Origin of the sequence: Microcoleus sp. Z1_A1 (assembly GCF_036700305.1) — a bacterium.
Lineage (GTDB): Bacteria > Cyanobacteriota > Cyanobacteriia > Cyanobacteriales > Microcoleaceae > Microcoleus.
Window position 1 is genome coordinate 23,009 of record NZ_JAUBOR010000044.1, and the last position, 13,598, is coordinate 36,606.

The window sequence follows — 13,598 nt, forward strand, 5'->3', positions numbered from 1 at the left end:
CTCAATTTATCCTACTACTTATTACTGCCAAATTGTCAACCCCTAAAGGTCGATAAATTGTATCTCTTTGCTGATAACTCCGCCCCAAAGAACTAATCGCATTTTGCAAATCTTCCACAGACTGACAACTGCCGCCAACCGCACCAGCCATCGTTGTAATGTGTTCTTCCATCAATGTACCGCCGATGTCGTTGCAGCCCCATTTCAGCGCTTCTGTAGCTCCATCTAAACCTAATTTTACCCAACTCGGTTGATGATTGGGAATCAAATTTCCCAAGAAGATTCTCGATACAGCGGTGAGTAACAATGTATCTGCTAAAATTGGTTGGTCGCGGCCGACTCGACTTCGCAAAGGTGCCGGTGCTTCCTGTCCGACAAATGGTAGTAAAATAAATTCTGTAATGCGTGCCCCATAGTTTTGGTCGATCGCAGTTTGTTGGAGCGATCGCACTTTTTCTAAATGCAAAACCTGCTGCCCTGCCGTCTCAATATGCCCGCAAAGCATCGTACTCGTTGTCGGCAAACCCAGACTGTGAGCAGTTCCCACAATTTCCAGCCAAGTTGCCGAATTTAGTTTTTCCGGGCAAATCACCCGCCGCACAGCATCGTCGAGAACTTCTGCCGCGGTTCCCGGCATCGAACCAACTCCCGCATCCTGCAAAGCCGAAATTACATAGCTGAAACTAAGATTATCTTCTCTGGCAATAAATTCTATTTCTTGGGGCGAAAAAGCGTGCAAGTGCAACTGAGGAAACTTATCCTTAATAGTTTTCACCAATTGCAGATAATAAGGTAAAAATGCGCCGTTGAGCTTAGCTTGAAGATTTAAGCCGCCCTGCATACAAATTTCCGTCGCACCCCGCTGCACTGCATCAGTTGCCTTTTCCTGAATTTGAGCTGCATCTAACCAAAAAGCGCCCTCATCTCCCTCGTCGCGGCGGAATGCACAAAAACTGCAATGCTGCTCGCAAATGTTAGTAAAATTAATATTCCGATTGATAACGTAGGTGACAGTATCCCCTGATTGTCGGCGCCGGAGCAAGTCAGCGGTTGTTTGAATAGAAGCTCGCGCGTCTGGCTCTGTTTGCTGCAAAAGTACCAATGCTTCTGCAGAAGAGATGTTATAACCTTGTAAAGCTCGATCGAGAATTGCATCCACAGTTTTCTTTTTAACTCAATTACAGAATTACTGACTAGAATTAAGGCGTTTTTATATTTTAACTAATCAATTATGGAGGAACGATATTTTACAATCTCAAGTGCTACGAAACTATTCTGGACTTTCTTAACACTGAAATTATGGGCATAAACCAACCAAATCAGGTATTGCCAGTGCCGTCGGGGCCCTTGCAAATTCCTGCTATACAGACTTTCGGTTCAACTTTTACAGATGCACGCACAGCGGAAATTTATTTTTCCCTCGTCATTCCCACCTACAACGAGTGCAGGAATATCCAGAGTATTGTGGAAAAATTGAGCCAATTGCTCGATGGCATCATTCCCGGCGACTACGAATTAATTGTAGTCGATGACGACAGCCCCGATCGCACTTGGGAAGTCGCCCTTTCCCTGACACCGGAATATCCGCAATTGCGGGTGATGCGCCGGGAAGAAGAGCGGGGACTTTCCACGGCCGTAATTCGCGGGTGGCAGGCGGCTCGGGGCGAGGTTTTGGGCGTCATCGATGCCGACTTGCAGCATCCCCCGGAAACGCTGTTGCAGCTTTTAGCAGAAATTCAGCGGGGAGCAGATTTGGCCGCTGCGAGCCGTCACGTGGGCGAGGGCGGGGTGAGCGACTGGAGCGTTGTCAGGCGATTTTTATCGCGGGGCGCTCAAACCGTGGGGTTAGTGATCCTGCCGGGAGTGGTGGGCCGAGTTTCCGATCCGATGAGCGGGTATTTTATGGTGCGGCGCTGTTGCATAGCCGGCAAAACCATGAATCCTGCTGGCTACAAAATATTGATTGAAGTGCTCGGCAGAGGCGATATCCGCTGGATTGGAGAAGTTGGTTACGTGTTTCACGAGCGGCAAGAAGGGGAGAGCAAAGTTACCTGGAAACAGTATATTGAGTATTTGCAACATTTGCTTCGGTTGCGCTTTGCCCGCTGGCCGATGGGCAGATTCCTGCGGTTTGGCGTGGTTGGTTTCAGCGGCGTGTTTGTGGATATGGGAGTTTTTTACTTGCTGCGGACTGTCCTCGGTTTGGGGCTGACTCGCAGTGCAATTTTTTCTGCTGAAGTGGCAATTTTCAATAATTTTTTGTGGAACGATTTATGGACTTTTGGTGATATTTCTAAGCGGCAGCAGGGAAAGCGCCAGCGCTTGAAACGGCTGTTGAAATTTAATGTGATTTGTTTGATTGGCTTGATGATAAATGTGCTGCTGGTGAATGTGCTGTTTAATGTTTTTAAGGTAAACGAATATTTGGCTAAGTTGATTGCGATCGCAACTGTGACTCTGTGGAATTTCTGGATCAATATGAAGTTGAGTTGGCGGGTGACGGACGTGAAGTAGGTAATGGGAAATGGGTAATGCGAAATGGGTAATTGGTAATTGATAATGGATAAAATGACTGATGGCTAATGACAAATTGGTCTCCTGCCCTATGCCTTTGAATGACCGAAAGCATCTAGGATACAAGCCCCCGGATTTATCTCGCGCAAGTCAATGCTTCAATGCTTCAATTCTAAAATCTAAAATCGTTCTCCTCTAGCGCGGACGGTGAGCTTGTCGAACTGCACGCCGAAGTCTAAAATCTAAAATCTAAAATCTAAAATCTAAAATCGATTGACTGAATTAATGATTAAGAACAAACAACTGTTGTTGCTATTTCTGTGGACGGCGATCGCCTTGATTTTGCGCTTTGCCAATTTGGACTCGAAACCGCTATGGACAGACGAGTTTTCGACTCTAGTATTTAGTTTGGGCAACAGTTTTCGCGGTGTGCCGCTCGATCGCGCGATCGAGCTTTCTACATTATTACAACCGCTGCAATTGCGCCCCGATGCTGACACCGCCGACGTGCTCCGCAATTTGCTACTAGAAAGCAACCATCCACCAGTATATTTTATGCTCGCTCATTGGTGGATGCAACTGTTTGGGCCGACCGAGGATAGTTTAGTTTGGATAGGGCGAGCTCTTCCTGCATTATTGGGTGTGATTTCAGTTCCCGCTATTTACTTTTTAGGCAAGTTTGCTTTTACTTCGCGTTTAGTCGGTCAATGTGCGGCCGCGATGATGGCAGTTTCTCCCTACGGCATTTATCTCGCTCAAGAAGCTCGCCATTACACTTTAGGAATATTATTAGTTATTGCCTCTCTTTTTTGCCTCGTCTTAGCTGCAAAAAAGCTACAAAAGCGTGCTCACCTGCCTATTTGGGCGGTGCTGATTTGGGTGGTTGTTAACTGTTTGGGAATAGCGGTTCACTACTTTTTTGTACTGACTTTGTGTGCCGAAGCAATAGCATTAATTGCTGTAATCTGGCAGCAGTTTAATGGAAAGTTGCTAATTGACAACAGCCAGCAGCCTAATATTTGGCAATTTCAAATCATGTGGCGGCTTTTCGCAGTAGCCGTGGGCACTTTGGCTGGCGGTTTAATTTGGCTGCCGATATTTTTGTCAAATAAATACGGTAGCGAACTAACTAATTGGATTGTCAGTGGCGATCGCACATTTTTAAGTTGGGTTAATCCGATTTTTCAAGCTTTAGCTGGATGGATCACTGTCATCTCTCTGCTGCCGGTGGAATCGCCAAATTTGGCAGTAGTAGTTGTATCGGCGATCGCCATGACAATATTTTTTATATTAGTGCTTCCCCTGCTGCGAGGCGCTCTTAAAAATTCCTTAAAAACGCCCGATACTCGTTTAGGTACTGTTATTTTCGGCGGATTTGTGCTAGGAGCAATTTTCCAATTTTTCAGCTTTGCATATATTCTAGGGATTGACCTAACTCGCGGCGCACGATACAATTTCGTCTACTTTCCGGGGGTGATATTGCTTTTAGGAGCAACCTTGGCGGTTATTTATAACACACCTACAGCAAAAAGTCAATGGTTTAATTTACGGGCGATCGAAGTTTCGGGCAAAAAAGCAGTTCTGCTAATTTTAGCAATGGGTTTTTTTAGCGGTGTCACAGTAAATTCCAATCTCGGCTATCGCAAATATTACAAACCAGACCTTTTAATTCCGATTATCCGCGAATTATCGAAAGTTCCCGTGTTAATTGCTACTACTCAAAATACTCATGTAGAAATAGGAGAGTTGATGGGGATAGGGTGGGAATGGGAAAGAAGTTCGGCAACGGATTTTGTAGCGGATGTAACGGATGTAAGGGATGTTAGGAAGAAAGAAGAAGTTAAAGCCTTTGATTCTCCGCTGTTTCTTTTGGCTAATCAGAGAAGGGATGCACCAGAAATAGCGGCAGGGACACTTGACAAAACACTCAGTCAATTAGAACGGCCGCTAGATTTGTGGTTGGTTAATTTTCGCGCACCTGTGAATCTAGAAGCACAAAAATGTCAGGTTGAATCGCGCGATTTGCCTGCGGTGGATGGGTATGAATATCAAGTTTATCATTGTTCCTGATTTGGCGATCGCCCGCAGCTAAGGTTCGATGACTGGGGAGAGATAGTGATAAATTTATGACTCAAGAAGTAGAGGATATAGAGTTAGCCTTACAACCGCAGTCCGGCAGGGGTTGAAACCCCTGCCTCAAAGCTAAAGTCCTCTCAAAGAGGACTAATACCAAATCCGACTTAAATACCCCCTTTATTTCTTAGTCTGCGGAGGCAGACTTCGTTTGACAAGGAGCGGTTTCAACCGCCGAATCATCAAGGGGTGGCAAACTAAGAGTCAGCGGCAAAATGTTTAATTAAGACGCTCATCACTTCACCGGGATTCTGAGTTGGGACAAGCGGACTCCAGTCAGAAACGCAGGCAAAATTATCGCGGTGAAAAGAATGAATGACGCGGGAAACAACTGGACGAGAACTGATAATGAAAAGTTTCAAGAGTTCTCGGTTAACTGAAGTTTGCAAGTTTGGCTTTTTAGCAGGGGGCTGATTGAGTTCGGTAGTTGGACTTTCTGGCCCAACCTCAAAAGCAAGTATTAATTCGGTATTGGGTAGCATTTGCCGGATGACTTTCAGGGAAGATTCTGCTTCGCTGCGGCTGCGAAATTGCGCGACAGGTAAGCGCTGAAAGTTGGGCAGCAGTCGGTAAATAATCCAGGCATTCGCAGTTTCTGGGGTGTTCATGGCTGTATTGTAAATTGGGTATGTTTGCCCATAGGAATGTGACAGACTTGCACGAGATTGCGAGCGCGATCGAGCATCGAGCTACTGCAATCAATATGCGTCCTAATTGATGATTTTTTCTCGATCGCTCTGCGGTGATCGAAAACTATATCTAGTTGAGCAATGACGTTATCTTAGACCACAAATAAATACAACACTAAATTATTTACAAATCTTAATATGATATTTGTACAGTAGTAAATTATTTATTTAAACGCTCAAATTAGGCGTTTAAATTAGGTATTAAAATTAGGCGGTTATCATGAATGGCGAGCAATAAAAAACGTTATATAGGGTCGATCGACAAACAACCACGCTATAATTGATGTAAGTTTTGGGAAAAACTGCAATGTTAAATTACAACTTACCGAGGTACTTGCCCTCAGCCGATGAACTGCCAGATTCTGACGAAACGCCTGTGGATAACGAACTTCAAGAACTAATACCGGGGTTGCTAAAAGCGGTATTGCTCATAATTTGGGCAGAACGCATGGACTGGTTTTTTGGCATAGATATGGGTATCTATTATCACCCTGAAAAAGCTCCAATTGTCCCCGACGGTTTCTTGAGTTTAGGAGTAGAAAGGTTTTACGATGAAGAATTGCGTCCCAGTTACGTTCTGTGGGATGAAAAGGTTGTCCCAACTTTGGTACTGGAAGTCGTTTCCAAAAAGTATCGCAAGGAATACACCACAAAGTTGGAGGAATATCAAGATTTAGGCGTGCTTTATTACATTATCTATTCATCTCGCCGCCGTCGCAAACCCCGATTGGAAGTACATAAGTTAGTTAATGGGAAGTATGAATTACAGTCGGGACATCCTGTTTGGATGCCCGAAATAGGTTTAGGAATTGGTTGTGAAAGGGGAAATTATTCTGGGGTGACGAGGGAGTGGCTGTATTGGTACGACGCAGAGGGAAAACGTTATCTGACTCCTGAAGAACAGGTGAACAGATTAGCACAAAAATTGCGGGAGTTAGGAGTCGATCCAAATAGTCTGAGGTGAAGTAATTATTAGAGCGATGATTTGGTAAAGCCGACATTTCTATATTCTTATGGTAGGAAGGAGCAAGTTTTTAATCTTTCCTCACACTATCGGGCACGCCCACCGCCGAAATACCCGATATCGCCTTTAAGTTTTGACACCGAATCAACTCATTAAAATCCAAACTGCGCCCTTCAATTTGCGCCACAGCCTCGATCGCCCCAAGTAAATGTCCGGCCGCTTCTGCTTCGTTGTAACCACGCCTTCCCGCTACTCTAATCGCCCCTTCGTCAGCATCTAACTCTACTTGGGAACTGCGGTTGTCGCGCCAAATTCGAGTCATGGCGAGTCCTGTCAAACCGCCCGCGATCGCAGTGCCGATCGCATCTCCCTGCAACAATTCTACAACAGTCCCGACAATTCCCGCCAGAGCGGCACCTTGATAAATATCCGGTTTAAACCATTTAAAACTGCACAGAAAACTTACATTCCGCAATAGCAGTAAATCCCGCTGGGGCTTAGATAGCAGCCGCCACAAATCAAAATTAATATAAATCGGGCGAGATTGATTCCAAGGTAAAGGAAACTCGCAGTCAATTACCGTTGATTGTTGTGGCTTATTAATAATTTTACACATCATGCGGCCGGAAGCGGGCATCACATCTAACAGGCGGCGAATTTCTGGTTCGGGATTCATAAATTTTGGGAATTGGGAATTGGGAATTGCTTGCATCGGCATAAAAAACAACAACATCCATCAGGGGCTTGTAGGGGCGGGTTCACCAACCATAATTGTCTAAAACCTACAATCTCTAAAACCGGCCCTCACTCACCCAAGGGCAAATCGCAATCTGATGCACGGGTGGCCAGAAACCGGGTTTTTGCGAGCATACTTTGTGACAACCACAGATTTGATGAAAAACCCGGTTTCTTGGGTCAGAGTCCGTTCCTAACTTGTTTTATCGAAAGCAAAGTTGATGTAGGTTATTGGTTGTGCGGGGGCGGGTTTCTGTAGATTTTTAACGGGAGTTAAATATTGTTGGAAAAACCCGCCCCTACAAGTCAATAGAAGATTATTAAGGGTTTTTCTTGGATGCGGAAGAGGGAGATTCTTGAGCTCTGGGAGACGCTTTTTGGGTATTAGCCGAAGGCTTCGGACTGGCAATTGCTGGGGCAACTGACGGCTTTGAATTCGCGGCTGGGGATGGCGGTGATTTTAGAGATTCAGGGGCTGTTAGCGGGGCAACAGGGGCTGTTTTAGCGCCTAAAATGCTGGCGTCTCCGGTGTCGAAGGTGCCGGCGATGCAAGCGATCATCATTGTGGCTAAGGTGCCGACAAATAATGCTTTCCAACCGAGTTCGGAAATGTCTTTGCGGCGGGATGGAATTAGGGCGATCGTACCGCCGACAAATATGCCGACGGAGGCTAAGTGGGCGAAGCCGGAAAGGGCGTAACTGACAATTAAAACTGTACGATCGCTCACCAGTCCTTTTGCCGATGCTTCTGCTAAACTTTGATAGGGCGGAATTGCTGTTTCTAACAGTCGCCGTCCGATGATTACTGATGCTTCCCAAGAGTCGTCAATGGACACTCCTGTTAATAGCGTCAGGGGATAAAATAAAAATCCCATAATGTTTGCTAAGGTGACAACTTTGAACAAGTCACCAATGGGGCCGGGCAAAATTGCCAGCCAACCAAAGAATTGATTGATTAAGGAAACTAGGCCCAAGATTAAAATCAAAACAGCGGCAATGGCTACTGCCATTTTTACACCGTCCAATGCACCAATTATCGCTGCATCGAGAGGGCTGACTCGTTCGATGGGTTCTCCTCCAACTGTCTCTTGTGGCATCGCTTCGCCGTCCATTTCGGAAATTTCTTCGCCCACAAACTCGCGGCCTTTAGGCTTCCGTTCTTCCTTGGGAATGCCGCCCATTGTCAGGGGTGTGTCTGTTTCTGGTACTAAGATTTTGGAGAGGACAAAACAAGCGGGAATGGCGATAATTGAGGCTGAAACTAAGTGTCCTAAAATATTTGGAAAAACAGGCTTTAGAAAACTAACGTAAATTGCTAATGTTGAAGAAGCGGCAGTCCCAAAACAGCAAGAGAGGATTGCACAAAGTTCGGAACGAGTCATTTTTGGCAAATATGGCTTGACGACAATTGCCGCTTCAATTCCTACGAAAATATTGGCCGCGCCGCTGAGGGCTTCGGCGCCACTCAAGCGCATTGTCGTATAAAATATTTTGGCAAAAAGTTCGGTGATAATTTGAATCACGCCGATGTTGTATAGCAAGGCCATGAGGCCAGAAAAAAAGATGACTGTCGGTAAAGCTCTAAAGGCAAAAATATATCCTAAATTAACTGCCGGCTCTTTACCAGGTATGGGTACAACATTGCTCCCGAATACAAATCTCGCTCCAGCGTCAGCAGCGGTGAATACTCCATCCAGTAAGCTAGTAAACCACTCTAGGGCGATGCGAGTTGGGGGGAACAGGAATACTAAAAATCCTAAGACTAATTGCAGGCCAATGCCCCAGATGATGACGCGCCAAGGTATATACTGAACTTTGCGATTTTCTGAGAAAACCCAGGCGATCGCACACAGGCCAAAGATGCCCAGAAACGAGATAAGATTGTAGATAGACATGAGCTTAGTCCTTGAAATAGCTGAGAATGCCGATCGACGGCTTGCACCACATCAGTTATACTATTCATCTGACGGCAAATGCTAAAAAAAATAACGGGCAGATGAATTACGCACTCAACAGCGTACTTATGTCATTGCTTAGGTCATTCCGAACTCTGCGGATCTTTTGCAAGCCTTGATTTGCCGTAATTACCAGCAGTTTAGATAGAAACTCTAACACATGGAAGCTTTTGCTCCACATCCTCCTGAATGGACTGCGACGGCGGTTCACGCTAATGAGTTTTGCTGCCCCAAGTGCGGCGCTAGCTGCACGAATGCCACTGAGGTCTGGATTAATCGTCGATCGCCAGTATATACCGAGTTCAACCGTCGCAAATGGCAAGAATTTTACCGCTGCCAGTGCGATTCCGTGTGGTGGGCATGGAGTAACGATAGGCCTCCTTCTGAACTTGTGCGTCGCGATCGGAACTCGGATGAGGGCCCTGATGAGGGCCCTGATGATGATTTTTAGAACGGTGACAGAATTTTCGATTTTCGATTCTATTTAAAATTAGGGTAAGGTGTGCCTCGGCGCACCCTACATTTAGATATGTTAGCGCCAGTGAGGATCGTGAATTAAATAACTTACAATTTTAATTGTTATTGTGGGATGGGCGTCCCGCCCGTCCACTCATGACGGGCGGGACGCCCATCCCACTTTCAAGAGTGGAAGTTATTTAATTCTCATTCCTTATCAACTAATTCATCACGTCAAGGATTCCCTTGACTACGCCTTCCATGACTTTTTCAATTAAGCTCAATTCATTTTCGCCGATCGACTCATTTAAGAGCATTGACTGAATCCGCTGTCTGTCATCGCGAGTCAGTTCGCCGGACGAAAATATCCGCTCTACTATTTGTTCAGTTAGAAATGGGAAAGCTGGAGTTTGCATGGTTGGTCTCTAAAAGCATCAATATTTTGTTTTTAACTTTATTAGAGGAGCCAGTTATGGTGTGGGTTTTTACTTTCCCACCCAATCAGTGCTCCAATCTTATGACTCTGGGGGGCTTTTGTCAATACACTTGTTACAGAACAATACAAAATTTGCCTGAAATTTCCGACATTCGGGCAACGGGTGGTTTTGGAGTGCGATCGACCCCGGTGGTGGCGGTGTGCGATCGACTTTTTGAAGTTTATGGGCACTTTAGCGGAACATTACAGCTCAAAAAAAATCAAAACGAGAAGAGATTAAAATTGGTAATGGAGAATTGGCTTGTCTGAAATCCCTCTTCCTTCCGGCTAATGACTAATGACTAATGACTAAGGAATAATGACTAATGACTAATGGCTTCCTCCAATGACCTATTTTCCTTCGGCTCTAATTTTGACATTAGGTTTTTGGCTGCTACCTCTAGCAGTGCGATCGCAACCTGTCGTTCCTGCAAATGACGGCACAAATACTGTTGTTCAGTCCGAGCAAAACCGCACCGACATTAGTGGCGGACAATTGTCAGGAAACGGGACAAATCTGTTTCACAGCTTCAGCCAATTTAATCTCAGCGAAGGTCAAATCGCTAATTTTCTAACTAATCCAAATATTCAAAATATTTTAGGGCGGATTTCCGGCAACAATGTTTCCATCATTAACGGTCTGATTTCTGTAACCGGCGGCAATTCAAATTTATTCTTAATGAATCCGGCGGGAATTGTCTTCGGTCAAAATGCTAGATTGAACGTGCCGGGGTCTTTTTTCGCGACAACTGCTACAGGTATTGGTTTCGGTGACGGCTGGTTCCATTCGGCGGGAATTAATGATTACAAAGCTTTACTGGGAAATCCTAATCAATTTAATTTTAATAATTCACAAATTGGTGCAATTGTCAATGCCGGAAACTTGGCAGTTGGCAACGGGGAAAGTTTAACTTTGCTCGGTGGCACCGTTATTAATACAGGACAATTATCCGCTCCCAACGGTCAAGTTACTGTGGCTGCTGTTCCGGGACAAAATGCAGTCCGTATCAGTCAAAGCGGCAATTTATTGAGTTTAGAAATTACTCCGTCTTTGCAGTCAGAAAAATCGGCGATCGCCCCGGTTTCTTTGCCTCAGTTGCTAACGGGCCCAGGCGTAGCGTCAGCCACAGGTTTAACCACTAACGAACAAGGTCAATTGGTATTGACTGGGGGCCAAACAGTGCCCGCAGTTGCCGGAAGTGCGATCGTCTCCGGTTCTGTAAATGTATTTGGCCCTTCTGGGAATGCTGGGGGCACAGTCAATATTTTAGGGGAAAAAGTCGGACTCTTCGGCGCAAATATCAATGCTTCCGGGACTGACGGTGGAGGTACTGTGCGCGTCGGAGGCGGTTTCCAAGGGATGGAACCAGTGCCCAACGCCCAGGTAACTTATGTTAGTCCTGATTCTACGATCGCAGCCAACGCGATCGACCGCGGCAATGGCGGCACTGCGGTAATTTGGTCAGACAATACAACTCGCTTTTTCGGCAATATTAGTGCTCGCGGGGGCACTGCCGCAGGTAACGGCGGAACAGTAGAAGTTTCCGGCAAAAATGCTTTAACTTTCCAAGGAGAAGTCGATACCCGCGCGACTAACGGTGCGATCGGCAATTTGTGGCTGGATCCGGCAAATATTACCATCGTCAGCGGTAACGGATCCAGCAGCGCGCGATCGACTGGCGGGGAACTGGAATCGGCACCAGAACCCAACGAAACATCGATCTCAGAAGTGCAGTTGGAACAGATGGCGGCCGGCAGCAACGTGGTTCTAGATACCCCCGGCTACATCACCGTCCAAGACTTGCCCGATAACAAACTTTCCCTGCAAGCGAGAACCGGAGACACCGTAACATTTAGAGCGGGCGGAGTGTTTGTTGTCAATGACCCCAACGATTTAATCGAGACTCAAGGCGGCAACATCAACATTTTCGCCAGCAGCATCTCTCTGGGCGGACTCAATGCTAACGGCGGCAATATCGCTATCACTGGTAACGGCATTGACTTCAGAGGCGGCAGCAATTCCGTCAGCAGTGCGGGGGGAACAATTCGCTTGCAGCCCAACGATAGCCGAGCAATTCGGATCGGTGGCACCGGCGATGTTTTGGGCCTTTTGGACTTGACGGCAACGGATCTCGGCGCTTTGGCGGGGGATTTCGGCTCGATCGCGATCGGGCGCGAAAACGGTAGCAGCACGTCGATCGCGATCGTCGCACCCATTACCTTCAACAGCCCGCTGACACTTCAAGGCCGATCGATCGCGATCGACAATCCCCTGAACACAAGCGGCAGCGCTAGCTTGACTCTCAACGCGCCCCAAACTAATCTCAACGCCAACATTGCCACATCCGGTGGCGATCTCACTTTTACAGGAAACGCATCCCTCAATGCTGACGTGGCTTTGAGCGCGGAAGTTAGCGGCAACATTCTGTTCTCCGGTAGCCTAGACGGATCTCACGCCCTAAGACTAGACGCTGGGCGAGTGCTGTTCGGCGCTACAGTCGGTCAAGCTGCACCGCTGGCGAGTTTAACTGTCAACGCCCGCAGTACCGAGGTATCGGGCAATATTGCGACATCGGGCGACATGACTTTCAATAGTAACGTCACAGTCGATCGCACCGCCGCCCTAGCCACCACTACCGGCAATATCACTTTTGCCAATACCCTCGACAGCAGGCCGGGCCGGGCTAATAATTTGACCCTGCGCGCTGGTGGCAACATTACTTTTGACGGCAGAGTCGGTCAAACTCAGAGGTTGGGCCTGCTCTCGGCCGATGCTGCTAGCGTGACTGCTGCTTCCACAATTGCAGCGCGTATTTTGAGCGTTAACGCGCGAGATTCCGCTAGCTTCGGGGGGGACAGCACGGCCGCTTTGGGAGCCGATATCAAGGCAGAAAACGTCTTCCTAGAGGGTAATTTAAGGACGGATGGTGGCAGCGTGAACCTGCAAGGAAGCGGCGAGGTTCGGACGGGCAATATTACCTCGAACGGTGGGAGGATTCGGGTTGAGGGGAATACTGTTGCTGCGGGTGCGATCGACTCGTCATCGGCGGGCACAGGAGGCGCGATCGCTCTCCAAACCACTGCCGGCCCTTTAACTGCGGGAGCTTTGAACGCTTCGGGGGCGATCGGCGGAAATATCGATGTCACCTCTTCATCGGGCATTTCGGCTCTAGATATCAACTCCAGCAGCACTTCAAACGGCAACGGCGGGGGCGTTTCCCTGAACGCGACTGATAACATTCAGTTGGGCTTTATCAACGCTAGAGGCGGCACTGGTGGTACTGGCGGCAGCGTTGATGTGAGAACCCTCGGTTTGTTTCGATCGAACAATGTTTTCAACGATATATCGGGCAATTCTTCGAGTATTTCTACTGCCGGAGGTGCGGGGGCGGGCAGGATCGCAATTCGCCACGGAGGCGCTATCGATCGACCATTTATAGTTGGTGGCGCGATCGACAATGGAACCCTGGGAAGCATTAATGCTGGCGCGGGAAATGCCATTTTGCCCACTTTTTCTGTTGGACAAACTTACACCCAAGGAAGTTTACCAAATCAGATTTCCCTAATTACACCGGGCCCGCCCTCTACTCCCGCACCCATTCCCGCACCCATTCCCGCACCCATTCCCGCACCCATTCCCGCACCCATTCCCGCACCCATTCCCGCACCCATTCCCG

At 47.3% G+C, this 13,598-nt stretch carries 11 protein-coding genes; 6 read left to right on the plus strand and 5 right to left on the minus strand.

Annotated features, from left to right (window positions below):
* Position 1: 1 nt before the first annotated feature.
* Positions 2-1,159, minus strand: coding sequence for a 7,8-didemethyl-8-hydroxy-5-deazariboflavin synthase subunit CofH (gene cofH / locus QT973_RS22245; RefSeq protein WP_333392190.1), 1,158 nt, complete (start codon positions 1,157-1,159; stop codon positions 2-4).
* A gap of 140 nt (positions 1,160-1,299) precedes the next feature.
* Between cofH and QT973_RS22250 the strand changes: the two genes are divergently transcribed.
* Positions 1,300-2,514 (plus strand): glycosyltransferase, encoded by a 1,215-nt coding sequence (locus tag QT973_RS22250; RefSeq protein WP_333056468.1) that lies wholly within the window; start codon positions 1,300-1,302, stop codon positions 2,512-2,514.
* A gap of 285 nt (positions 2,515-2,799) precedes the next feature.
* Positions 2,800-4,584 (plus strand): glycosyltransferase family 39 protein, encoded by a 1,785-nt coding sequence (locus tag QT973_RS22255; protein WP_333392192.1) that lies wholly within the window; start codon positions 2,800-2,802, stop codon positions 4,582-4,584.
* A 260-nt stretch (positions 4,585-4,844) separates the two neighbouring features.
* Here QT973_RS22255 and QT973_RS22260 read toward each other — a convergent pair whose 3' ends face one another.
* Positions 4,845-5,255 (minus strand): hypothetical protein, encoded by a 411-nt coding sequence (locus tag QT973_RS22260; protein WP_333056471.1) that lies wholly within the window; start codon positions 5,253-5,255, stop codon positions 4,845-4,847.
* Positions 5,256-5,643: 388 nt separating this feature from the next.
* Between QT973_RS22260 and QT973_RS22265 the strand changes: the two genes are divergently transcribed.
* On the plus strand, positions 5,644-6,300 hold the full coding sequence (locus tag QT973_RS22265) for a Uma2 family endonuclease (RefSeq protein WP_333212031.1): 657 nt from the start codon (positions 5,644-5,646) through the stop codon (positions 6,298-6,300).
* A gap of 70 nt (positions 6,301-6,370) precedes the next feature.
* Here the strand turns inward: QT973_RS22265 and QT973_RS22270 are convergent, their stop codons facing one another.
* Together QT973_RS22270 and QT973_RS22275 are read right to left on the minus strand one after the other, a co-directional pair.
* Positions 6,371-6,976 (minus strand): DUF3318 domain-containing protein, encoded by a 606-nt coding sequence (locus QT973_RS22270; RefSeq protein WP_333056479.1) that lies wholly within the window; start codon positions 6,974-6,976, stop codon positions 6,371-6,373.
* Between the two features lie 379 nt (positions 6,977-7,355).
* A complete protein-coding gene (locus QT973_RS22275) occupies positions 7,356-8,930 on the minus strand; it encodes a nucleoside transporter C-terminal domain-containing protein (RefSeq protein ID WP_333212029.1) in 1,575 nt (524 codons plus the stop codon).
* A gap of 220 nt (positions 8,931-9,150) precedes the next feature.
* Here QT973_RS22275 and QT973_RS22280 point away from each other — a divergent pair, with 220 nt between their 5' ends.
* A complete protein-coding gene (locus QT973_RS22280) occupies positions 9,151-9,441 on the plus strand; it encodes a hypothetical protein (protein ID WP_333273129.1) in 291 nt (96 codons plus the stop codon).
* Positions 9,442-9,667: 226 nt separating this feature from the next.
* On the opposite strand, the gene QT973_RS22285 is transcribed toward QT973_RS22280, so the two are convergent.
* The gene (locus QT973_RS22285) at positions 9,668-9,862 is read right to left on the minus strand and encodes a hypothetical protein (RefSeq protein ID WP_190661768.1); all 195 of its coding nucleotides are present in this window, start codon (positions 9,860-9,862) and stop codon (positions 9,668-9,670) included.
* 152 nt (positions 9,863-10,014) lie between these two features.
* On the opposite strand from QT973_RS22285, the gene QT973_RS22290 reads away from it, so the two are divergent.
* Positions 10,015-10,191 (plus strand): hypothetical protein, encoded by a 177-nt coding sequence (locus tag QT973_RS22290; RefSeq protein ID WP_333056475.1) that lies wholly within the window; start codon positions 10,015-10,017, stop codon positions 10,189-10,191.
* A 76-nt stretch (positions 10,192-10,267) separates the two neighbouring features.
* Positions 10,268-13,598: two-partner secretion domain-containing protein (locus QT973_RS22295; RefSeq protein WP_333392194.1), on the plus strand; the 3,331-nt coding region annotated here is incomplete at its 3' end.

Coding starts and splice junctions, on each gene's coding strand:
- QT973_RS22255 (WP_333392192.1), top strand. CDS start 2,800: ATGATTAAGAACAAACAACTGTTGTTGCTATTTCTGTGGACGGCGATC.
- QT973_RS22260 (WP_333056471.1), bottom strand. CDS start 5,255: ATGAACACCCCAGAAACTGCGAATGCCTGGATTATTTACCGACTGCTG.
- QT973_RS22280 (WP_333273129.1), top strand. CDS start 9,151: ATGGAAGCTTTTGCTCCACATCCTCCTGAATGGACTGCGACGGCGGTT.
- QT973_RS22250 (WP_333056468.1), top strand. CDS start 1,300: ATGGGCATAAACCAACCAAATCAGGTATTGCCAGTGCCGTCGGGGCCC.
- QT973_RS22285 (WP_190661768.1), bottom strand. CDS start 9,862: ATGCAAACTCCAGCTTTCCCATTTCTAACTGAACAAATAGTAGAGCGG.
- QT973_RS22270 (WP_333056479.1), bottom strand. CDS start 6,976: ATGAATCCCGAACCAGAAATTCGCCGCCTGTTAGATGTGATGCCCGCT.
- QT973_RS22275 (WP_333212029.1), bottom strand. CDS start 8,930: ATGTCTATCTACAATCTTATCTCGTTTCTGGGCATCTTTGGCCTGTGT.
- QT973_RS22265 (WP_333212031.1), top strand. CDS start 5,644: ATGTTAAATTACAACTTACCGAGGTACTTGCCCTCAGCCGATGAACTG.